The following is a 23,778-nucleotide window of genomic DNA, read 5'->3' on the forward strand; positions in this document are numbered from 1 at the left end:
ATACCAAAATACACTTTTCAAATCAATCAATCACTGGTTATTTTTTATGAAAGGTGTTAAAATTTATATAAGCAATATCTTATAATTTGTACTTGTTTTTAATTTAGGAGGTGTTATTTATGCAAAAGGTAGCATTTATTGGAGCAGGTGTAATGGGAAAAAATATGATTAGAAACTTCATGAAGAAAAACATAGATATTTCCTTTTACACTAGAACTAAAGAAAAAGCATTAGATTTAATAGACGAAGGTGCACATTGGTGTGATTCTGTAAAAGAATGTGTATTAGATAAAAAAGTTATAATAACTATGGTGGGATACCCAAGTGATATTGAAGAAATTTACTTGGGAAGAGATGGAATTATTGAAAATGCAGCTGAAGGATCTTATTTGATTGATATGACAACAACAGATCCAAAGTTAGCAAAAAAATTATTCGATAAGTCTAAAGAGAAAGGTCTTCACTTTATGGATGCCCCCGTATCTGGAAGTGATATCCGTGCAGTTGATGGAACTCTTACGATTATGGTTGGTGGAGAGTTAAAAGATTTTGAAGCTTGTTATCCAATTTTTAATTGTCTAGGAAATATAATCATCTATGAAGGTCCTTCTGGAAGTGGACAGCATACTAAAATGGCAAATCAAATAGCAATATCTGGTGCTATATCTGGTGTTTGTGAGGCTTTATATTATGCAAATAAAGTTGGATTAGACGAAACCAAGACATTGATTACAATTAGCACAGGTGCCGCTGCTAGTTTTCAGATGGAAAATATGGCGCCAAAAATTCTAGATGAGGAATATGAAGCAGGCTTTTTCATTAAACACTTTGTAAAAGATATGGAAATTGCTATAAAGGAAGCAGAAAATAAAAATATTGATCTGCCAGTATTGGCTAGGGTCTTAAAAAATTATCAATCACTAGAAAAACAAGGATATGGAGATTTAGGTATACAAGCTCTGTATAAGTTCTATGAAGATGAGGATAAAGATAAATAATAAAATATTAAAAAGGGCTATGATAATTCTCATAGCCCTTTAATACTTTTACTTACAATCATTATACCCTTAATTATTAGTGATCACAATTTTCATCACATACATGATCAGGATTTTCTTCAATGAATTTTAGGTATTCTTTTTCATTTTCTTTAAATTCTCTTACCATACGATCATATGAAGGAAGTGCCTCTTCCTCTTCTAATTCTGTTCCATTCCAGTCAGCATACATCATCTGATCGCCGTTTGTTAGTATCATTCTTCCAACGTGAGTAGTCTCATCTATTAACTCTAAGAAGTCCATCTGTCCATCTACAACATCACTATCTAACTCGATGTCATCATCCATACACTGTACTACCATTAGAGGTATTAAATTCCCCTCTTCATCTTCTGTTACTACAGTAATGTCAAGTATACCCTCTACCCCTTCTTCATATTCTGATAGTGGGATATCAGTTTCTACCATATTCTCAGGAACACTTAATTCTTGAATTAAATACTCTACTACTCTATCCTTAACTAATTCTTTTGACATAGCATATACCTCCAAATTATTATAATCAATCTTGCTAATATTATACCATTGAATATATTTAAAGTCTATAAAAAGGAAGGCACTAAAGGATAAATTAAGTAAATTAGTATAACCTTACTCTATACTATTAGTGTAAATATTATTACTAGTATTGGAGGGAATACATATGAGAAATATTAAGAAAATCGTCTCAGTATGTCTATCTTTAATGATGGTCTTTACTATGATGATAGGATTTGCAAACGCCGATTCAACTGGCGAAGTAATTACAATAGGCGCTAACTTAAACCAACAACAAAAATCAGAGATTTTAAATTATTTTGGAGTTGACGAAAATAATCCAGATATAATGTATGTTAATAATCAGCAAGAAAGAAAATATCTAAGTGGGGTTGCACCAGATAGACAGCTAGGTCATGTAACTATGTCTTCATCTTATGTTGTTCCTACTAGCAGCGGTGGTATTAATGTTAAAACATCTAATATAACTTGGGTAACAAGTTCTATGATAGCTTCGACATTATCTACTGCAGGAGTGGACAATGCAAATGTAGTAGCTGCAGCACCATTCCCAGTTAGTGGTACTGGAGCCTTAACTGGAATAATAATGGCTTTTGAAAAGTCTTCCGGTGAACAGCTTACTGAGGAGAAAAAGCAACTTGCAAATAAAGAGCTTGTTGCTACTGGTAATTTAGCTGAAGAAGTAGGAAAAGATAAAGCTTCTGGTATCATAAATGATGCTAAAAAAGAAGTAATAAAAGATGGTCTAAAAGATGAAAAAGATATTGAAAAAGCAGTCAAAGATGTTGCCAATAATTACAATGTAACACTTAATACAGGTGATATAAATGTTATTGTAAACTTATTAAAAGATATTGGTAATCAAAACTACAATTATAAGGATATGAAGGATACCTTGGACAATATAAGTGCCAATGTTGGATATAGCCTTAAAGAAGCTGGTGAAAAAGTCGATATAGATGGCATTTTTAATAAGGCTAAATCTTTTATAAACAACAATAAGGATGCTAAAGAGTTCTTCAATCAATTCGATGATTCTAAATTATCTAAAGATGCCGTAGTAAGTACTACTGCTTCTGGTATAGAAAGTGCTCAAAAGGTAGCTGGGGATTTAGGTCAAAAGGTAAATGATAGTGGACTTTGGGATAAAATAAAAAGTTTTTTCCAATCACTATTTAATTAGTAAACTTGATGATAGCATTTTAAAAAATAATATTAGTCTATAAAAAAGTCTTCTCTAAATGAGAAGACTTTTTTATTAAATAAACTCTATAAATTATTATAGAAATTATGACCTTGTATTAAATTTAATTAAAAAGATGGTATTATAGCACCCTTATAATTATCTTCTATATATTTTTTAACTTCTGGAGATGTAAGTGCTTTGCTTAAAGCTTTTATCTTTTCATCTTCTTTATTATCAGATCTTACAGCTAAAATATTAGAATATGGAGAATCTTTTGCTTCAATAGCAATAGAATCACTCAATGGGTTTAACTTTGCTTCTAATGCATAGTTTGAGTTTATTACATCTAAGTCAACATCCTTAAGTGCAGTTGGAAGTTGCTCTGCAGCAAGTTCTTTTACTACTATCTTCTTTGGATTTTCTGTTATATCATTCTTTGTAAGGATTTCCTTATCTGCTACTTTTATCAAACCTTCTTTAGCTAGTAGCTTTAGTGCTCTTGATTCATTAGTTGGATCATTTGGAACTGCCACTAATGCACCTTCCTTAACATCATTTACATTCTTTACCTTATCAGAGTATACTCCCATTGGCTCTAGGTGAACCTTGACAGTATAAGTTAAGTCAGTATTATTTTTCTTATTATACTCATCTAAGTAAGGGCTATGCTGATAGAAGTTTGCATCTAAAGATTTTTCTGTAAGTCCCTTATTTGGAAGTACATAGTCATTAAATACTTTTACTTCTAACTTGTAGCCATCCTTTTCAAGTAATGGCTTTACAACTTCATTTAATATTTCTGCATGTGGGTTTGGAGTTGCTCCAACTACAATAGTCTTATCATCACCTGCAGATTTGCCTGCATCCTTATTTCCACCACAGGCTACTAAAGTAAAAGATAGTGCAGCAACTGCTGCTAGTGTTAAAACTTTTTTTAATTTCATAAATGATTCCTCCTAAATTTTTATTTTTATATATTATTATAAATAAATAATATTATTTATTTTTTCTGATTTTTATGAATTTTTAAGTTAAATTCTATTATCAGATATGTATTGTTGTCTGTATTTTTATAATTTTATAAAATCAAGTTCTAGATTAAATATAGCAATTTTTTATATAGACATTCAATCTAGAACTTTAAACATAGGATAAGTGTCTTTATTTTAATTTTTTATAAAGAAAATCTCCTAATCCCTGTATAATTTGTACTACTACCACAAGTGATACAACTGTAAATATCATAACATTCTTATCAAATTGCTGATAGCCATACATTAAAGCTACGTTTCCAAGCCCGCCAGCACCTACAGCACCTGCCATAGCAGTATAGCCTAATATAGTAATCGCTGACAAAGTAATACCTGTTATAATTGACGGTGTGGCCTCTTTAACCATAACCTTAAATATTATCTGTGTATTAGTGGCCCCGAAAGATCTAGCCGCTTCTATAAGCCCTTTATCTACTTCATCAAGAGAGCTTTCTATAAGTCTTGCTATAAATGGAGCTGATCCAACTGTTATCGGTACAATAGCGGCAGTCTCACCAATACTTGTACCTACAATCATTCTTGTTATTGGTATCATTGCTACAATAAGTATCATAAATGGAAAACTTCTAAGTATATTTACTATAAGACCAAGAACTCTATTTACTGATTTATTTGGTTTAAGACCATCCTCTTTTGTTGTAAATAATACAATTGCTATTATAAATCCTAGTACAGAAGCTATAATTGTTGGAACTAAAATCATATACATAGTCTGCACCATTGCACTTGGAAATAAATTTTTAAAATAATCACTAAAGCTCATTGTCTACCTCCTGCCATCTCATATCACATTTTGTTAAGTATTCTTTTACTTGTTCAACAGAAGCTTCTGGAATATTTATTATCAGTGAACCCAAAATATTGTCTCTAAATTTTTCTAGTTTTCCAAAAATTATTGATACATCTATATTTAACTCTCTAGACATTCCTGTTATAATTGCTTCATTTGATCTATCATTTGTAAATAAAAGTTTTAAGTTCACTCCATCTGGTAAAACAATATTGTCCTCGCCTAGTATCTTTCTAAGAGCAACTGGGCTATTTAAAAATATCTCTTCTGTATCTCCTATTTCAAGAACTTTACCTGCATCCATAATTGCTGTTCTAGTACATATTTGTTTAATAACTTCCATTTGGTGAGTTACTATTATAATTGTTATGCCCAACTTTTTGTTTATTTCTTGTAGTAATGATAATATTGAACTTGTTGTCTTTGGATCTAGTGCCGAAGTTGCCTCATCACAAAGAAGTACTGATGGATTCATAGTAAGAGCTCTTGCTATTGCTACTCTTTGCTTCTGTCCTCCACTTAGATTCTTTGGTCTTGAGTCTTTTTTATCCAGTATCCCTACCAAATCCAATAATTCCTCTACTCTAGACTTTATTTCCTCCTTGCTATAACCATGACACTCCATAGGCAAAGCTATATTTTCAAATACAGTCTTTCTTTCGAGTAAAGAAAAATGCTGAAATATCATCCCAAGATTTTTTCTTAGATCTCTAAGATTTTTATCATCTAAATTTCCAACATTTTGATTATTTACAATAATTTCCCCAGAGTCAAAGGACTCCAATCTATTTATACATCTCAACAGTGTTGACTTACCAGCTCCACTGTGACCTATAATACCAAAAATTTCTCCATCATTTACTGTAAAGTTTACATCAGTTAATACTTTATTACTTCCAAAACTCTTATTAACATTTTTAATTTCTATCAAATTTTTTCTCCTTTCTAATTTAAATTTATATACTAAAAATGTCTGAGTAAAATAAACCCAGACATAGGAATTTCTACTCATCTTTCAGCTATATGCTGCTGGAATTAGCACCTTGATTTCTCAGGTTGCCGGGTTTCACAGGGCCAGTCCCTCCACCTCTCTCGATAAGAGATATATAATTGTTATGTATTAATAATATATCTTAATAAACTATTTGTCAATACGTAAATATTCTATGTATTAAAAATAAGCCTTAAAAAGCATTACTGCATTAAAAATCATACCCGCTACAATTATCAATATCATAATATAATCTATAATTAAATTTGTTTTAGAGTATTTTTTAACACCTTTTGAATTCTCTAATGTTCCTTTATGAATCTTTATCGATCTAACTATTCCTGAACCCATAACCCCTAGACCTAATATCGCTATTAATCTAGCTGATAAAGGAATCGCCAACATTCTAGAGTACATAACTATTAAAAATCCCATTGCAATCATAAATGATGTATTTGAAAATAAATCTGATTTTTTCTTATCTTCTTCTTTTAAATGTTCTGGTCTTATATCTTTTTCATAATATGCTTTTTCTTTCTTTTTCTTTTTCTTAGCCATAATACCCTCCCAAATTACATCTTATGATAATATTTCATATACCGTATAGTATTATATCATAATTATAGATGAATTAAATATATTTTCTGATTTTTTACACAAAATTCATAAAAAAATATTTATTTTTTAATTTTAATACCTCTTCTTGTGTGTTTTTTAGACAAATATATCAATTAGTATATATTTAAACTTTCAAATTTAGTATAAAAAAACAGACATTATATAATGTCTGCTTTTTTTATTTCAAATTAAAACTAAATTAATTGTATTCTTATTTATTTACTGCCTTCATAGGTATAAACTTTCCAACTATACCTGCAATTACTACTGGTATTATCCAGAAGAATCCAAATGCTCCACCTGGCCAATTATTCATTGTTTCTGCTATTGATTTTAATCCAGTAACACCTACTGAAGGTAATACTGATATTACACCAAGTATTAGAGCAACCCATATTGCACATATAAAAATATTGTTATTTTTAATCTGATCATTAAATATACCTAGTATTATATAAGTAATAACTGCTGGGTAAATCATACCTAGTAGTGGAGCTGCTAAGCTTATAATAGTATCAACTCCGAAATTAGATACTACAGCTGAGAATACACATACTACTACCACTATCACTTCATATTTCAATTTACCATTTGATAATTCTCTAAAGTAATTACCACAAGAAGAAGTTAGACCTATTGCAGTAGTCAAACACGCTAGTGCTACTATCACTGCAAGTATAACCTTACCTGGCTCTCCAAGTATAGATTGTGTAATAAATACTAATAATGTAGTTCTTTCAACTGTATCATCAAATAAAGGTGAAACAGTTGCACCTAGATACGCTAATCCACCATATACTAGGGCAAGTCCTATAAATGCTATTATACCAGCCATTACAGTTGCCTTAACCATTGACTTTCTTTCAGTATAACCCTTTTGATGAACAGATGCTATTACTATTCCTGAGAATATACACGCTGCCATAGCATCCATTGTCTGATAACCATCATTAATACCTGTTACAAAAACATTGTCCACTAAAGTTCTTTCTAAAGGTTGTCCTAAAGGCATTACAATACCTTTGATAATCAATACGGCCAAACAAATCAATAATGCTGGAGTAAGAAATGCACCAACGATATCGACAACCTTTGATGGTCTTATAGTCAACAAAAGTACAAGTGCAAAAAATATTATTGAGAAAAGTATTGGACTGAATGAAGATCCAAATATAGGTGCTATACCTATCTCAAAAGTTGTTGCAGCAGTTCTTGGAATAGCTAGAAATGGACCTATACATAGTACCATTACAGTTGCTATTATAACTGCTATTTTGCTTCCAGCCCTAGAAAATAATTTTCTTACATCTCCACTTGTTCTGGTAAGTGCTATAACACCTAACAGAGCTAGACCACCATCTGCAAATAAAAATGCTATAAATCCTGTAAACCACTTGGTACCTGAGATAACTCCTAAATATGGAGGGAATATCAAGTTACCTGCTCCGAAGAACATTGCAAATAATGCGAACCCAATTACGATCATGTCTTTAACTTTTATATCCATTAGAACTCCTCCTTTATTTTAGCCCTGACTAAATTTTAAGTTCAATATCAGTATACCTACAATTTTCAGTATTGTCAAACAATTCTTTAAATTCGACTTTTTTATAACAAATAGCCTTAATTAATTATTTTATTTTCAGAATCATGCCATTTTTTATTAATTAAATAAAAATAAAAAACAGTTTTTTATTTTTATTTAATTTTTTAAGTTTTAATAAAAATAATCTTTATTTTTGATTTTTTTTTTATCTTTTATAAAGGTTATTAAAGTAGTAAATTTACTATTTTAATAATTATAGAAAATATACTCTTATCTTTTCTATAATTTACCACTATAAATTGTGGTATTAAATTTGTTATCCCGAGACCTATCTTTATTTTATTAAATTATTTTTTTATTTTTTTGTATTTAATAGTTTTAAATACTTTTTTTTATATATTTACTTTGTTTTTTTAAATAAAGCAAATGTTTTTTTTATGTATCTTTTATGCTGCTATTCTCTATTTTATTTATTTTTTTAAAATCAGAATAAATTCAGAAAAAAAATAATTCAAAAAAACTTATATATAAAAAAATAGGAATAGTTATTTTTTAAACAATTATTTTAATCATCTTTTAATGTGAAAAAGTTTTTTAGGCAAGTTTTTAATAGTAAAAAGGCGACTGATAATAATTATCTGTCGCCTTTTCATATATAAATTTTATATTTTAAGTTATGTATAAACTTACTTTTTATTCAATTACAACTTTTCCATCTTTTGCTACTATATTTATTATATCTCCACTAGATATATTACCTGCTATTATTTTCTTTGCTATTTCAGTCTCCAGAGTATTGCTTATATATCTTTTAAGCGGTCTTGCACCATATATAGAGTCATATCCTACATCTACTATGTAGTCTTTCGCTTCGTCTGTAATATTTAGTGCTATATCTTTTTCCTTCAATCTATTTCTTACACTCTGCATAAATATATCTATTATCTTTTTAATCTCTTCCTTTTGAAGCGGCTTAAACATTATTATATCGTCCACTCTATTTAGGAATTCTGGCTTAAACCTCATTCTCATTATTTCTTTTATCTTAGTGTTTACATCATCATCTATATTGCCAGCTGCTTCCAAAAGAATTTCACTACCGATGTTTGAAGTCATAATGATAAGTGTATTTCTAAAATCAACTGTTTTACCCTTATTATCTGTAAGTCTTCCATCATCTAATATCTGTAAAAACATATTAAATACATCACTATGTGCTTTTTCTATTTCATCAAACAATATTACAGAGTATGGCTGTCTTCTTACTGCCTCAGTTAACTGGCCGCCTTCTTCATAGCCTACATACCCTGGAGGTGGTCCTACCAATCTAGATACACTGTGCTTTTCCATGTATTCTGACATATCTATTCTTATTATATTTTCTTCACTATCAAACAACTCTCTAGCCAAGGTCTTTGCAAGTTCAGTTTTACCAACTCCTGTTGGACCTAGGAATATAAATGATCCTATTGGTTTATTTTCATCACTCAAGCCTGCCCTAGATCTTAATATTGCGTCTGAAACCACCTTAACTGCTTCATCTTGTCCTACTACTCTTTCATGTAGTTTGTCTTCCAGTAAAAGTAATTTTTCTCTTTCACTTTCAACTAACTTTGTAACAGGTATCCCTGTCCATTTTGAAACTATGTCAGCAACTTCATTTTCTGTAACTTCTTCTTTTAGAAGAGTATTTTCTTCAGTGTGCTTAGACATATTCTCTTCATACTTCTTTATTTGTTCTTCAAGACTTGGTATTTCACCAAACTTTACCTCTGCTGCCTTATTAAAGTCATATTCTCTTTCATACTTCTCAGCTCTACCCTTAGCATCATCTAACTTTTCTTTCAATAGCTTTATATCCATTATCTTGCTCTTTTCAGCTTCATACTTAGATGTCATACTATCATTTTCTTCTTTTAAATCTGCTAACTCTGCTTCTAATTCTTTCAATCTAAGCTTTGATTTATCATCATTTTCTTTTAAAAGAGCTTCTCTTTCTATTTCCAAAGTAAATAGCTTTCTTCTTACAACATCTAACTCTGTAGGAAGGGAGTCTATTTCACTTCTTATCATAGCACCTGCCTCATCTATCAAGTCAATAGCCTTGTCTGGAAGGAATCTATCTTGGATATATCTATCTGATAGTTTAGATGCTGCAACAATTGCATTATCATGTATTCTTATTCCGTGATGTATTTCAAATCTTTCCTTCAAACCTCTAAGTATTGATATAGTATCATCTACTGTTGGTTCTTCTACTATTATAGGTTGGAATCTTCTTTCAAGTGCCTTATCCTTTTCTATATACTTTCTATACTCATCAAAAGTAGTTGCTCCTATACAGTTTAACTCTCCTCTTGCAAGCATTGGCTTGATTAAGTTACCTGCATCCATTGATCCTTCAGTCTTACCTGCACCAACAATATTATGTATTTCATCTATAAACAATATTATCTTTCCATCTGAGCTAGATACTTCCTTTAAAACTGCTTTTAATCTCTCTTCAAACTCTCCTCTATATTTTGCACCAGCTATTAACGCTCCCATATCAAGAGAGAATATTATCTTATTTTTTAATCCTTCTGGAACGTCTCCCTTTACTATACGCTGAGCTAAACCTTCTATAATAGCTGTTTTACCAACACCAGGTTCTCCTATTAGTATCGGATTATTCTTCGTTCTTCTTGAAAGAATCCTTATAGTTCTTCTTATTTCTTCGTCTCTACCAATTACAGGATCCAACTTATTATCCTGTGCTAACTTTACAAGATTAGTACCATACTTTGCCAAAGCATCATATGTACCTTCAGGATCTTGAGTATCTACTCTTTGATTTCCTCTTACTGAGTTTAAAGTGTTTAAAAATTCCTGTTTAGTAAGTCCAAACTGATTAAATATTTTCCCTATATTTGCATTCTTTTCCATATCAAATATTGCAAGCATAATATGTTCTACACTGATATAGGAATCTTTGAACTGTTCTGAAATTTCTTCAGCCTTTACTAATACTTCATTTATCTTTCTAGTTGCTGTTACACCCTGTGCACTAGCAGCTTCACCTGTGACCCTAGGTAACTTCTTCATCTCGTTAGCTAAAGAATCCTTTAAGGCATCCACGCTTATATTCATTTTTTCTATTATGTTTGGAATTAAACCATCTTCTTGATCCATCAATGCATAAAGTAAATGAATAACATCTACTTGTTGATTATTATTTTTTACTGCCTCAGCAAAGGCTTCATTTAGTGCATTTTGCACTCTTATAGTCATTTTTTCTACATTCATATAATACACGTCCTTTCTGTATACTTATTATTTTGATAACTATAGAATCTTGCTTTATCTAATTAATTAACTATTTATTTTCATTTATTTTCATTTTTTTACTTTTACAAATTATAAGCTTGTGGTAAGAATATAAGTATTTATCTTCTATATAAAATACTTTCAAATATACAATCCTCTAGATTTCAAGATTTTTTCTCTTTAACTATCATCCATTGACTATTATTGATTTTCTCAAGTCCAAAATACTATCCAAAAGATCCTCACCTTTGCTAGGTTCAAAACTCAAGTTTAACTTAAATGTTTTTGCAAAGTTAAAAAAGTCAAAGCTTTTATTTGATAAAGCTATCAAATATAGATCTTCATCTATCACTCTTTTTTCTCCTACTTGTAAGTACCTACATTTACTGATAAAATCATCATTATAATCCATATAATAAACTTTTTCCAATGGGTAATAGCTGTATTTAACTATATTGTTCATTATCTTCATTATATACCTATTTATAAAGTCATATATTTTATCATCGCTGTAAATTGAAATCTCATCATATATATATTCACCAAAAAAAGGATGAACATTCTTTTTTAGCTTTATAACATAATTTTTTGGTATTGAAAACTCTAATCTCCAATAGTTTGAATTTTCCTTTTCAAGTATAATTAAGTTGTCTGTTCTCTTCTTAGAATCGAATTCTTGCATTGAACATAAAAAATTACTTACATTGAATATGTCGATTTTATCTTCAAAGAAAGAATCAAACCATTTCATTATTTCTCTATCAAACTTAAAATCCATACTAATACCTTCTTTCCTCTGTCTTTCTCGATATCATATTTCCTTCAATAATTTTACTGTACTCTTGAACTAGTTTATCTCTCTCATACTTAGAACCTTTGTATGATACCAAAGGATTGATCATATATACTCCATTTCTTACCTTTTGCATAAACTCATACTTTCTATACTCTCCAAATAGTACAGATAAACTCGTTTTAGGATAATCTAATAACTCTGATAATTCTTTCAAAGTCATATTAATTTTATTATCCTTATCCATAATACTAATCAGCATCATAGGTATCATGGCCTTCTTAGAACTTATAGATTCCATAGTCTTTATGTAATTTTTGGGGGAAACATTTAAAAATCTTTCTACATTTTTTTTATAATTTACATTTCTACTTTCTGTATAATCTGTAATATCTACTTTTCTATCGTGTTTTTTTATGTCAAACATTTACTTCCCCCCTTATCTATAAGAATAATATACAATGATAATATATTGCTGTCAATTCAAAAAAAACAAAAGTTTAGTAATAAGCTAAACTTTTGTTTATCTAATAGCTAATTTTATTTTTTCTTAAAGCATTATAAATACATATATAGTAAGCTTGACCTTTTTAAAAAAATATTTTTTTATTTTTAATATACTCCTTGCTCATTAATTAATAGAGAAACTTCTAATCACTTTTAAATAAAGCCGCTCTTCATTTTTTTAAAATGATAAATTAAGCAATTATTTAGGTTTTTTATGTTATAATCTATTAGGTAATATTTAAAAGAAAAGAATAGGATGTGAGTAATTTGATTTTAAATACAAATCTTAAGTCTCAAAATAATACTGAGGCTTTAAATAAAAAGAAAGTAATATCAATACTTGGTTCAACTGGTTCCATTGGAACACAAAGCTTGGATGTTATAAGGTTAAATCCAGAGTTATTTGAGTTGGAAGGTATTACTACTAATAAAAATATCAAACTACTTTTGGAACAAGTAAAAGAGTTTAATCCAAATAAAGTTGCAATATTTGACGAGGATTCTTATTTAGAGTTTCTAAAAATAAAAAATTCCTCTTCAGATAAATCTCTAATAGACTTAGAAGTCTATAAGGGTTTAGATGGACTTGTAAAAATTGCCAAATCTAAATCTATAGACATACTTGTAACTGCTGTAGTTGGTATGATTGGTCTAGTTCCAACTCTAGAGGCTATCAAAAATTCTACAACAATTGCACTTGCAAATAAAGAAACTTTAGTAACTGCAGGTAGCATAGTAATGAGAGAGGCTAATAAATATAAAGCTTCAATAATTCCCGTTGATAGTGAACACAGTGCAATATTTCAGTGCCTAAATGGAGAAGAAAATAGTAAAATAGATAAGATACTTCTTACAGCTTCTGGCGGACCTTTTAGAGGAAAAAGTAAAGAAGATCTAATAAGTGTAAAAAAAGAAGATGCCTTAAAGCATCCTAACTGGACTATGGGACAAAAGATAACTATAGACTCATCTACTCTTATGAACAAAGGGCTTGAAGTTATAGAAGCAAAGTGGCTATTTGGAGTAGAAGCTGATGATATCATTGTTCACGTACATCCACAGAGTATTGTCCACTCAATGCTACAATTCAGCGATTCTACGGTAATTGCACAGATGGGATGCCCAGATATGAGAGTTCCTATACAGTATGCTCTTACTTATCCTGAAAGGATAGATGCTGATTTTGAAAGACTAAACCTCTTTGAAATATCTAGCTTAACTTTCGAAAAGCCTGATATGGAAGTATTCCCTTGTTTAAAATTAGCATTTGATGCTCTTAAACACGGTGGAACTGACTGTACAGTTTTAAATGCTTCAAATGAAGTCTTAGTTGGGAAATTTTTAAATGATGAGATATCTTTCTATGATATTCCTAAATATATAGATTTAGCTATCAAAAGTCATAACTATATAGAAAATCCTGAACTAGAAGATATTCTTGCAGTTGATAAATGGACTAGAAACTTTATAAATAATACAGTAAAATAAAGTTATCTTAGTTTTAATAAAAGATATAATACAATTAAAAATTATAAATATATTGATATATAAAATAGAAAAGGAGTAAATATATGAATATTATTGCAGCAATACTGGTATTCGGATTCATTATATTCATACATGAATTAGGACACTTTTACTTTGCGAAAAGAGCTGGAGTCACTATCCATGAGTTCTCTATCGGTATGGGACCTAGATTATTTGGTTGGGAAAAAGAAGGCATAGTATATAATGTCAGATTGTTTCCAATAGGTGGCTATGTAGCTATGGAGGGTGAAGATGAAGATTCTGTAGATCCAAACTCATTTGGACAAAAATCTATTAAGGAGCGTTTTCTTTCTATATTTGCAGGACCTATGGCAAATATTATATTATGTATCGTTCTTCTAATACCATTTTTCTTTGTCATTGGTACACCAAGTACTACATTTGGAAAAGTTATTCCAAATTCTCCATCTTATAAAGTTGGCTTGAAGGCAGATGATAAGATTCTATCTATAGATAATAACAAAGTAGATTCTTTCAATGAAATGAGCTCTATGATTACTAAAAGTAATGGTAAAGAATTAGATATAAAATATGAACGTAATGGTAAAACTCAAGAAGTTACAGTTCTTCCAGAAAAGAGTGCTGGAAAATATGTAATTGGAATTCAACCAAAAAATGAAAAAAATCCAACTAAAGCTATTTCTCAAGCATTCTACTCTACATATGAAATTTCAAAGACAATGCTGAAGTTTTTATGGCAGTTAGTAACTGGACAGCTTTCAGGAAATATCACAAATTCACTAGCTGGTCCTGTTGGCGTAATCAATATGGTATCAAGTGCAGCAAGTTCAGGTTTTATAAACCTAATCTACCTAACTGCTATTATAAGCTTAAATATAGGTATAATGAACTTACTTCCTTTACCTGCTCTAGATGGATGGAGAATATTGATGCTTATAGTAGAAGCAATTAGAGGTGGCAAAAAGCTTCCTGCTAAAATTGAAGGCTATATAAATGGTGCCGGACTATTTGTTTTACTAGCATTTATGGTATTTATTACCTACAAGGATATTATTAGGTTATTTGCTTAAATAAAATAAAAACTAATTTAAGGTATTTAATTTTTTAAATACCTTAAATATATTTTAGAAGTTATTATTTTTTGGGTATTAATAGTTTAGACTAAGATTTTCACTAGATTAAATCTTAGTATTTAATAAGTTAAAAGGAGCCAAAATGAGTTATAAAAGAAGAAATACAAGGAAAGTACAAATTGGTAAGTTAATTATAGGTGGTGATTCGCCTATATCTGTTCAATCAATGACTAACACAGATACTAGAGATACAAAAGCCACAATTGAACAAATATATAGATTGCAACATGCTGGTTGTAATATTGTAAGAATAGCAGTTCCTGATATGGTAGCTGCAAAGGCAATTGGAGAAATAAAGTCTGCTACTGCTATCCCAATAGTGGCTGATATCCACTTTGACTATAGATTAGCCCTAGAAGCTATAAAACAAGGTATTGATGCTATTAGAATTAATCCAGGAAATATAGGAAGTATAGATAGAACAAAAGAAGTAGTCAAAGCCTGTAAGGAAAATAATATTCCTATAAGAATCGGGGTAAATGGAGGCTCTTTAGAAAAGGATCTTTTAGATAAGTTTAATGGACCTACAGCAGAGGCTATGGTAGAATCTGCCTTAAGACATGTAAAAATATTAGAAGATCTTGATTTCTATGATATAGTTATATCACTAAAAAATTCTGATATAAGAAAATCAATAGAAGCTTATAGATTGATGTCGCAAGCAGTGGACTATCCACTACATTTAGGTATTACTGAAGCTGGTGGTGTATTTAAAGGTACTATCAAATCATCTATCGGAGTTGGTTCCCTACTATCAGATGGTATAGGGGATACTATAAGAATATCTCTTACTGGAGATCCTGTAGAAGAAATTAAAGTTGGAAAAGAAATATTAAGAAGCATAGGGCTATTAAATGATAAAATTAAAATAGTTTCTTGCCCTACTTGTGGCAGATGCCAAATAAATCTTATAAAGCTGGCAAATGAAGTCGAAAATAAGATTGATCATATAGAAAAAGACATTACTGTTGCAATTATGGGATGTGCCGTAAATGGACCTGGTGAAGCCAAAGAAGCTGACATAGGTATAGCTGGCGGAGATGGTATCGGATTATTGTTTAAAAAGGGAGAAATTATAAAAAGAATCCCTCAAGAAGAAATAGTCGATACCTTAGTAAAAGAAATAGATAAACTTTAAATTAATAAAACAAAATAAAAAAGGCGATGATTATAATAATCATCGCTTTTAAATTCGTAAAAATTAATTTTCTATTTTAAAGCGTCTTAATTCATTAAGTTGGAATGTCCACTGAGGGCTAAGTAGCTTATTTTCTTTTTTCACTTTTTCCAAACTATACCATGGACTTATTTCTTTTTCTTTTTTATTTATCAATATTTGCGTCTGTTGTGCTGGCATATATGATTGCGCTAACATAAATACTTTATTATTATTCTCATCTTTAGCCATATCAACTACCATTATCGCGTGTCCGACTCTTTTACTTCCAGGAGTTCCGCCTATAACAAACACATCTCCTATTTGCATATCATCTACATCAACTGCATATGTATCTATCTCAAGTGACAAAGTACCTGAATATGCATACACTAGATTTATAAATTTTTTATATACATCTTCTGAAGATGAAGGACTTGCTCCCTCATAATAATCTCCCGTTTCTGGATTAACTCTGTATCCTTTAACATATTTACCAAAGTCGGCAACTCCTCCAGATACAAAGTGAAACTTAATATTATCATATTTTCCTTGTGAATATAGATAGTCACCCATAAACTTATAGCAAGCATCCGCACAATGAAGAAGGTTTTTTCTTTCTAAGTCTATATCAAAAACTGAGTCATAAACACCTTCACTCTTTTTCTCTTTCCCATTGTAATAGATACTCTTTTCACCATATTTTTTTAATTTTTCATGTCTTAAAAAATATGCAAAGCTGTCTTTATCTGCCTCAACTCTACTATATCCTTCAGGTGGATTATATCTGTTTTCTATATTATATCCATCTTTATTTAAAATTTTATAAGTGTGTTCCTTTTTTTCTATAGAGCAGGATGTTAATACTATCAATATTATAAAAAAACTTAATAAAATAATTATATTTCTAATAATATAATTGTAAGTAAAATAGTTTTTTTCAACTTTCATCTACAACACCACCTAAAGTTTGAAAAATATAGTTATTTAATAAAAAATACTAATACTAGATAAACATATGGTGATACCAAAAGTACACTATCAAATCTATCTAATACTCCTCCATGACCTGGTATTATATTTCCAAAATCTTTTATACCTGCAAATCTTTTTATAGATGATGCTGTTAAATCACCTATCTGTGCTACAATACTTCCCACTAAGGCTACTAATATCAACATTAATATAGGAAGTTTAAAGGCTATTGCAAACAAAGCACTGAAAACTATACTTGCCAAAATTCCTCCCAAACTACCTTCTACTGTCTTGTTAGGACTAACACTGGGGATTAGCTTATGTTTTCCACAATTTTTACCTACAAAATATGCAAATATATCTGTAGCAAATGCTATTATGAATATAAGCCAGACATACAGATGCCCCTTATCAATTTTATCAACTATCATAATAATATAATTAAAACATAGGCATACATATAGTATTCCTGAAAAAGTTAAGGAAACATCCACTACATTTGCTCTATGTAATAAAACATAAATTATTGCTCCTATAAATACTACAAACAGTGCAAGTGCAAAGGCCTCTGTCTCTAGTTTAAATAAATTTCCAAAAAATACAAATACTGCAAATAAATATCCCAAAAACTTTATTGGTTTATAGTCAATATTTTCAAAGGCAGAGTAAAATTCATACAATGCTATTAGCATTAATACTGCGCCACCAATATACAAAGGTATTCCACGAACAATTAAAAGTATCAATAATGGAAGCATAATCAATGCTGAAGTAAATCTTTGTTTCATAAAAACCTCCTATTTGACGCCACCAAAACGTCTATCTCTATTTTGATAAGAATATATTGCTTTTTGAAGTTCCTCTTCATCAAAATCTGGCCAATGAATATCTGTATAGTAAAATTCTGAATAGGCTATTTCCCAAAGCAAGAAGTTACTAAGTCTTTGTTCCCCACTTGTTCTGACAACCAAATCAGGATCTACTATATCCTTTGTATCCAAATAAGCTGCAAATACATCTTCATCAATATTATCTATTTCGAGCTTTCCTTCTAATAGGTCCTTGCATGTTAGCTTTACTGCATCTAATATATCTGCTCTTCCGCCATAATTTAGAGCTAATGTCAGAACCAATGATTTATTGTCCTTTGTCTCCTCTTTTGACTTATTCAATTCAGCTACACATACTTCTGGCAATTTTGATATGTCACCTATTGTGTTTATTTTCACATCATTTTTATCTAATTCGGCCAGTTCGCGTCTCAAATATGTTACTAAAAGCTTCATAAGTGCAGATACCTCATCTTTTGGTCTCTTCCAATTTTCTGTAGAAAAGGCATACAAAGTAAGGTATTTAACTCCTAATCTCTTAGCCTCTTTTACCACCTTTCTAATTGTTTCAACACCAGCCTTATGACCATATGTTCTTGGCATCATTCTTGATTTTGCCCATCGACCATTACCGTCCATTATTATTGCAATATGTTGTGGTACTTTATTCTTATCTATATCATAATACATTTTATCCATACAAATATCTCCTTTAATTTATTAATGCTTTAAGCTATATTTAATTCAAAATATAGATACCTTACAGATATTATACCATAACAAAAATTGTTCTACAATTATAAAGAGTTTTATAATAGAAGCTATATTAATATAAATTTATATTTTATCAATCATCGTATCTAGAATATATTTATCTTTTATAAGCTTTAAATTCTTCATATGATCTTGCTTCATATGTTCTTTTTGAAAGTTTTCATTTTCCCATGATTCAAGCAAAAGTATCTCATCCCTATTTTCTAAGGAAATAAAATAATCATACCTTATACAACCTTCTTCTTTTCTTATTTTTTCCAATATGCTATTTTCTATAACTTCTTTTAAAAATTTTTCTCCATATCCCTTTTTTGCAATGTATCTAACATATATTGTTAATTTTTTCATACTAATCTCCTTCATATAAATAAAAAATAAGAGAGATGTAGACCATCTCTCTTAAAATACTAAACTGACATAATATCCTTTTCTTTTTCAGATGTTAAGTTCTCTATTTCCTTGATGTATTCATCAGTCATTTTTTGAACTTCCTCTAGAGCTCTTTTAGCTTCATCTTCTGCTAAATCTCCAGCCTTTTCCATCTTCTTTATTTCATCATTAGCATCTCTTCTGTCATTTCTTATTCTTATTTTAAATGTTTCAGATGACTTAGATACTTTTTTAGCTAGTTCCTTTCTTCTTTCTTCTGTAAGTTGAGGAACAGCTATTCTTATTATAGAACCATCATTTGTTGGTGCTATACCGATATCTGATTCAGCAATTGCCTTTTCGATATCATGAATACTTGACTTATCCCATGGTGTTATAGTCAATATTCTACCTTCAGCTACAGCTACAGCTGCCATTTGGTTTACTGGTGTAGGTGTTCCATAGTAATCTACCCTAACCTTATCAAGCATTGATGGGTTAGCTCTACCAGCTCTAATAGTACCAAATTCAAATTTTAACGCTTCAATAGTTTTATCCATTTGCTCTTTTAAAAGAACGTGAATATCTAACTTCATAAAAACCCTCCTGAAAATAATTTTTAAAGATAATTTCCTACTTATATTATACTATTATTCCACGATTGTTCCAAGATTTTCTCCATAAACAACCTTAATAATATTTTCAGTTGAAAGCTCAAATACCTTTATAGTAATCTTATTATCCATACATAAAGATGTTGCAGTAGAGTCCATAACCTTTAATTCCTTGTTTATTACTTCCATATAAGTTAGGCTAGTAAACTTCTTTGCATCACTATGAATCTTTGGATCCTTATCGTATACGGCATCAACATTTTTAGCCAATAATATTACATCTGCTTCCATTTCTGCAGCTCTAAGAGCAGCAGCTGTATCTGTTGAAAAATATGGATTACCTGTTCCAGCACCAAATATTACAACTCTTCCCTTTTCAAGGTGTCTAACTGCTCTTCTTCTAATATATGGCTCTGCAACTTGTCTCATTTCTATACCTGTCTGAACTCTTGTAGGAACTCCTACGTTTTCTAAAGAGTCCTGTAGGGCCATAGCATTCATAACAGTAGCAAGCATGCCTATATAGTCAGCAGTGGTTCTATCCATCCCCTGGTTTGTTCTACCTCTCCAGAAGTTTCCTCCACCAACGACTACGGCTACTTCTACTCCTACATCATTTAGCTCCTTGATCCCCAAAGATATATCGTGTAACACATCATTGTTAATACCAAATCCTGTTCCACCAGATAAAGCCTCGCCGCTTATCTTTAGTAACACTCTTTTGTATATAGGTTCATTCATATTAATATTCTCCTTTAACAATTAATTTTGTGTTGTATACGAAATAATTTTATCTTGTATATTAAACACGTATTCTTATAAAAAAGAGAACACGCTAAGTGTTCTCTTTACTTTATTGATTAGTTCATCTGCTTAGCAACTTCTTCAAGGAAGCATTCCTGCTTCTTTTCAATTCCTTCGCCTACTTCATATCTAACCATTCTAGAAACCTTTATTGGGCTAGCAACTTCCTTAGCAACCTTTTCAATAAGCTTTCCTATAGTTACTTCAGAGTCCTTAATGAATACCTGATCTAATAGACAAACTTCCTTTAATTCCTTATTTAATCTACCAACAACCATTTTTTCAACTATATTAGCTGGCTTTCCTTCATTTAATGCCTGCTGCTTTAGAACTTCTGTTTCATGAGCTATATAATCCTGATCAACATCATCTCTAGAGATATACTTAGGGTTCATAGCTGCTATCTGCATAGCTATGTCCTTACCTAATTCAAATACCTTTTCATCATTAGAATCAGTATCTAACTCTACAACAACACCTATCTTACCAGCGCCATGAATGTATCCTGATATTTTTCCATTTGTAGATATTCTTTCAAATCTTCTTATATCAAGCTTTTCTCCTATTTTTGCTATTCTATCATTTAAAACATCCTGAAGAGCCTTACCTTCTTTATGTTCAGCTTCTAATAATTCAGCTACATTTTCAGCAGAACCATCTAAAGCCATTTCTACTACATCATTTACAAAAACCTTGAAATCTTCATTCTTTGCAACGAAGTCAGTTTCAGAGTTTACTTCTACTATTGCAGCAGAAGTGTTATCTTCATTAGTCTTTATAGTTACCAAACCTTCAGCAGCTACTCTATCAGCCTTCTTAGCAGCCTTTGAAAGACCTTTTTCTCTTAATATATCAATTGCTCTTTCTATATCGCCTTCAGCTTCTGTAAGAGCCTTCTTACAGTCCATCATACCTGCGCCTGTTGCTTCTCTTAATTCTTTTACCATCTGTGCAGTTACAGCCATCGTAAAATCCTCCTATAAATTATATTATTATTTATTCACAAAATGGTAAGGGCAATGCCCTTACCATAAGCTTTACATTATTCAATGTATTAATGTATTAATTACTTTTCTTCTGCAGTTGCTTCAGCTTCAACAGCTTCTTCTTCTACAGCTACATCATCAACACCTTGTCTAGCTTCGATTACAGCACTAGCCATTGCACCAGTTATTAATTTTACAGCTCTAATAGCATCATCATTAGCTGGTATTGGATAGTCGATCTCATCTGGGTCACAGTTAGTATCAACTGTACCAACTACTGGTATACCTAGTCTATGAGCTTCCTGTATAGCTATGTTTTCCTTTCTAGGGTCAACTACATATATTGCAGCTGGTAGTTCTGGCATATCCTTTATACCACCTAGGAATTTTTCTAGCTTATCCTTTTCTGCTCTAAGTTGAAGAACTTCCTTCTTTGGTAGTACGTCAAATGTACCATCTTCTTCCATAGCTTCTAATTCTCTTAGCTTCTTGATTCTAGTCTTTATAGTCTTATGGTTAGTAAGCATTCCTCCTAGCCATCTTTCGTTTACATAGAACATTCCACATCTTTCAGCTTCTTCCTTTATAGCATCTTGAGCTTGCTTCTTTGTACCAACGAATAGTACTGGCTTTCCAGTTTCTGCTACTTCCTGCATAAACTTATAAGCTTCATCAATCTTCTTTACAGTTTTCTGTAGGTCGATTATATATATACCATTTCTTTCTGTAAATATATACTTCGCCATCTTTGGGTTCCATCTTCTTGTCTGATGTCCAAAGTGTACACCAGCTTCTAGTAATTGTTTCATTGAAATTACTGACATTAATTTTTCCTCCTCGGTTTTATACCTCCAGCACGTTCTTCTCTCTAAAAAACCTCTTATAAAGTATACGGCACCTTTTAGAAATCCCGTTGCTGTGTTTAATTTATTGGTCTTAAAATAACCTATATCATTTTATCATTTAAATATATAAAAGTCAACATACAATATGAATAGATTATTTATTAAAACTAAGCAAAAGATAACTGCTTCGAAATAATTGCTATAAAACTTCTTAATTAAATTGATTTATTCAAAATATACCTATTAAAATGAATTAATTTTCAGTTAATAATAACTTTTATATTGAATAAAATGAATATTTTATTTATGATTCTTAAAAACTTTCCCTATAAAAAAATTGAAGCCAACATTGTTCCTACAATTAATACAACAATAGTAAGCACTAATACCTTTTTTACTTTCTGCCCCTTATTCTTTTCTTCTATCTTTTCTGCCTTTATCGATGCCTTTTCCTCGATAGCCTGTTTAATTAACGCCTTATCAATATCTTTCAAAAATATTTGATTTGTTTTATAAAAATCTTCTGGATCTATTCTTCCTGTTTTATCTAATACTGATTCAAGCTGAGGCTTGGATGCCATATCATTAATTTCTGTTGTGCTAATCTTTGAAGTCTTATACATAAACTGGCTTAGGCTCATAAGGACCTCGTTATAATTTTTATAACATAGATTGTCATTTCTTTCCAATAATTTTTTAATTATATCAATAAAGTCCTGATTATAGTCATTTGTATTCACTTTAGACCACATTACACCCTTATCAATAGCTTTCATCAATTGTTTTTCTGTATGAGCCTCGCTAAATGGAAATCTCTTAAAAGTCGCCTCGTACAGTATCACCCCTACACAATATAGATCTGTTTTTATATCCGTAAAATCTATTGAAAGCTGTGAAGGAGATAGATATTTTAAATTACCAGAACATCTAATATTTGTCCCTCTATTCGCTTCTGTTATACCAAAATCGGCAATTTTGATTCCATACTTGTCATCTACCAATATATCATCGGGCTTTAAAGAACCATGATTTTTACCAAGACTCTTATATGATTGTAATGCTTTTATCACTTGTGTTGCTATTCTTATCAATGCGTCAAGATGAAGATAGGCACCTCTAGTTAGTGTTGAAAGGGATACCCCATCGAAGTTTTCATATACTATATAGTATAGTAAATTATCAACAGTTCTATGGACACCAACATCTAATATATTCAATATATACGGACACTTTAATTCATTTATAACCATACTCTCGTCTATAAGGTTTGGTATAAAGTCTATACTTATATATCTATTATTTTCTATTATCTTTATCTTAACGTTTACATTCTTTTCTGAGTCATAAGCATTGTAAAGCTTATTTTCCTCTATATAAACGGGTCTATCCGTTATCTCATATCTATTACCTATAAAAATCACTTTTTCTCTTCCTCCT

General features: G+C 30.5%; 23 protein-coding genes and 1 riboswitch. Of the genes, 5 read left to right on the forward strand and 18 right to left on the reverse strand.

The features are described 5' to 3' along the window. The first annotated feature begins 119 nt into the window (after positions 1–119). Positions 120–998, forward strand: a complete 879-nt coding sequence (locus UF10_RS04645) for an NAD(P)-dependent oxidoreductase (RefSeq protein WP_106776645.1) — start codon at positions 120–122, stop codon at positions 996–998. Between the two features lie 76 nt (positions 999–1,074). Here the strand turns inward: UF10_RS04645 and UF10_RS04650 are convergent, their stop codons facing one another. Next, the gene (locus tag UF10_RS04650; RefSeq protein ID WP_106776646.1) at positions 1,075–1,536 is read right to left on the reverse strand and encodes a type I restriction enzyme HsdR N-terminal domain-containing protein; all 462 of its coding nucleotides are present in this window, start codon (positions 1,534–1,536) and stop codon (positions 1,075–1,077) included. A gap of 166 nt (positions 1,537–1,702) precedes the next feature. Between UF10_RS04650 and UF10_RS04655 the strand changes: the two genes are divergently transcribed. Then, positions 1,703–2,740, forward strand: coding sequence for a DUF1002 domain-containing protein (locus UF10_RS04655; RefSeq protein ID WP_106776647.1), 1,038 nt, complete (start codon positions 1,703–1,705; stop codon positions 2,738–2,740). 128 nt (positions 2,741–2,868) lie between these two features. Here UF10_RS04655 and UF10_RS04660 read toward each other — a convergent pair whose 3' ends face one another. From UF10_RS04660 to UF10_RS04695, 8 genes are all read right to left on the reverse strand, one after another. Continuing rightward, positions 2,869–3,687 (reverse strand): MetQ/NlpA family ABC transporter substrate-binding protein, encoded by an 819-nt coding sequence (locus tag UF10_RS04660; protein WP_106776648.1) that lies wholly within the window; start codon positions 3,685–3,687, stop codon positions 2,869–2,871. A 217-nt stretch (positions 3,688–3,904) separates the two neighbouring features. Then, positions 3,905–4,558: a methionine ABC transporter permease gene (locus UF10_RS04665; RefSeq protein WP_106776649.1), complete on the reverse strand. Its 654-nt coding sequence runs from the start codon at positions 4,556–4,558 to the stop codon at positions 3,905–3,907. Beyond that, positions 4,548–5,516, reverse strand: a complete 969-nt coding sequence (locus tag UF10_RS04670; protein ID WP_106776650.1) for a methionine ABC transporter ATP-binding protein — start codon at positions 5,514–5,516, stop codon at positions 4,548–4,550. The genes UF10_RS04665 and UF10_RS04670 overlap by 11 nt, the downstream gene beginning before the upstream one ends. A 74-nt stretch (positions 5,517–5,590) precedes the next feature. After that, positions 5,591–5,687, reverse strand: a riboswitch (SAM riboswitch). Positions 5,688–5,756: 69 nt separating this feature from the next. Beyond that, complete coding sequence (locus UF10_RS04675) at positions 5,757–6,134, reverse strand: hypothetical protein (protein WP_106776651.1); 378 nt, start codon at positions 6,132–6,134, stop codon at positions 5,757–5,759. A 271-nt stretch (positions 6,135–6,405) separates the two neighbouring features. After that, positions 6,406–7,701 carry a branched-chain amino acid transport system II carrier protein gene (brnQ, locus tag UF10_RS04680; protein ID WP_106776652.1) on the reverse strand — a complete coding sequence of 432 codons (1,296 nt, stop codon included), beginning with the start codon at positions 7,699–7,701 and terminating at the stop codon, positions 6,406–6,408. A 732-nt stretch (positions 7,702–8,433) separates the two neighbouring features. Beyond that, on the reverse strand, positions 8,434–11,025 hold the full coding sequence (gene clpB / locus UF10_RS04685; protein ID WP_106776653.1) for an ATP-dependent chaperone ClpB: 2,592 nt from the start codon (positions 11,023–11,025) through the stop codon (positions 8,434–8,436). 208 nt (positions 11,026–11,233) lie between these two features. Next, entirely contained in the window at positions 11,234–11,824 is a 591-nt protein-coding gene (locus UF10_RS04690) for a hypothetical protein (protein ID WP_106776654.1), read from the reverse strand. Position 11,825: 1 nt separating this feature from the next. Beyond that, entirely contained in the window at positions 11,826–12,266 is a 441-nt protein-coding gene (locus UF10_RS04695; protein ID WP_106776655.1) for a replication/maintenance protein RepL, read from the reverse strand. 347 nt (positions 12,267–12,613) lie between these two features. On the opposite strand from UF10_RS04695, the gene UF10_RS04700 reads away from it, so the two are divergent. The 3 genes from UF10_RS04700 (at position 12,614) to ispG (ending at position 16,126) form a co-directional block, all read left to right on the forward strand. Continuing rightward, complete coding sequence (locus tag UF10_RS04700; RefSeq protein WP_242969045.1) at positions 12,614–13,834, forward strand: 1-deoxy-D-xylulose-5-phosphate reductoisomerase; 1,221 nt, start codon at positions 12,614–12,616, stop codon at positions 13,832–13,834. 83 nt (positions 13,835–13,917) lie between these two features. Next, positions 13,918–14,925: an RIP metalloprotease RseP gene (gene rseP, locus UF10_RS04705; RefSeq protein WP_106776656.1), complete on the forward strand. Its 1,008-nt coding sequence runs from the start codon at positions 13,918–13,920 to the stop codon at positions 14,923–14,925. A gap of 145 nt (positions 14,926–15,070) precedes the next feature. Beyond that, a complete protein-coding gene (gene ispG, locus UF10_RS04710) occupies positions 15,071–16,126 on the forward strand; it encodes a flavodoxin-dependent (E)-4-hydroxy-3-methylbut-2-enyl-diphosphate synthase (protein WP_106776657.1) in 1,056 nt (351 codons plus the stop codon). Between the two features lie 63 nt (positions 16,127–16,189). Here the strand turns inward: ispG and UF10_RS04715 are convergent, their stop codons facing one another. The 9 genes from UF10_RS04715 to UF10_RS04755 all read right to left on the reverse strand — a co-directional run bounded on the left by UF10_RS04715 (position 16,190) and on the right by UF10_RS04755 (position 23,762). Then, positions 16,190–17,095: a DUF4846 domain-containing protein gene (locus UF10_RS04715; protein WP_106776658.1), complete on the reverse strand. Its 906-nt coding sequence runs from the start codon at positions 17,093–17,095 to the stop codon at positions 16,190–16,192. Positions 17,096–17,127: 32 nt separating this feature from the next. Next, complete coding sequence (locus UF10_RS04720) at positions 17,128–17,907, reverse strand: phosphatidate cytidylyltransferase (RefSeq protein WP_106776659.1); 780 nt, start codon at positions 17,905–17,907, stop codon at positions 17,128–17,130. A 9-nt stretch (positions 17,908–17,916) separates the two neighbouring features. Next, positions 17,917–18,648, reverse strand: coding sequence for an isoprenyl transferase (locus tag UF10_RS04725; protein WP_106776660.1), 732 nt, complete (start codon positions 18,646–18,648; stop codon positions 17,917–17,919). A 138-nt stretch (positions 18,649–18,786) separates the two neighbouring features. Then, a complete protein-coding gene (locus tag UF10_RS04730) occupies positions 18,787–19,071 on the reverse strand; it encodes a putative quinol monooxygenase (protein ID WP_170062449.1) in 285 nt (94 codons plus the stop codon). Between the two features lie 59 nt (positions 19,072–19,130). Further along, on the reverse strand, positions 19,131–19,688 hold the full coding sequence (gene frr / locus UF10_RS04735) for a ribosome recycling factor (RefSeq protein WP_106776662.1): 558 nt from the start codon (positions 19,686–19,688) through the stop codon (positions 19,131–19,133). A 54-nt stretch (positions 19,689–19,742) separates the two neighbouring features. Further along, positions 19,743–20,447, reverse strand: a complete 705-nt coding sequence (pyrH, locus tag UF10_RS04740) for a UMP kinase (RefSeq protein ID WP_106776663.1) — start codon at positions 20,445–20,447, stop codon at positions 19,743–19,745. 119 nt (positions 20,448–20,566) lie between these two features. Then, the gene (gene tsf, locus UF10_RS04745) at positions 20,567–21,475 is read right to left on the reverse strand and encodes a translation elongation factor Ts (protein WP_106776664.1); all 909 of its coding nucleotides are present in this window, start codon (positions 21,473–21,475) and stop codon (positions 20,567–20,569) included. A 101-nt stretch (positions 21,476–21,576) separates the two neighbouring features. Continuing rightward, complete coding sequence (gene rpsB, locus UF10_RS04750; protein ID WP_106776665.1) at positions 21,577–22,320, reverse strand: 30S ribosomal protein S2; 744 nt, start codon at positions 22,318–22,320, stop codon at positions 21,577–21,579. A 347-nt stretch (positions 22,321–22,667) separates the two neighbouring features. Then, positions 22,668–23,762 carry a protein kinase domain-containing protein gene (locus UF10_RS04755; protein ID WP_106776666.1) on the reverse strand — a complete coding sequence of 365 codons (1,095 nt, stop codon included), beginning with the start codon at positions 23,760–23,762 and terminating at the stop codon, positions 22,668–22,670. Between the last annotated feature and the right edge of the window lie 16 nt (positions 23,763–23,778).

Origin of the sequence: Peptostreptococcus russellii, from assembly GCF_003012055.1 — a bacterium.
GTDB classification, from domain to species: Bacteria; Bacillota; Clostridia; order Peptostreptococcales; family Peptostreptococcaceae; genus Peptostreptococcus; species Peptostreptococcus russellii.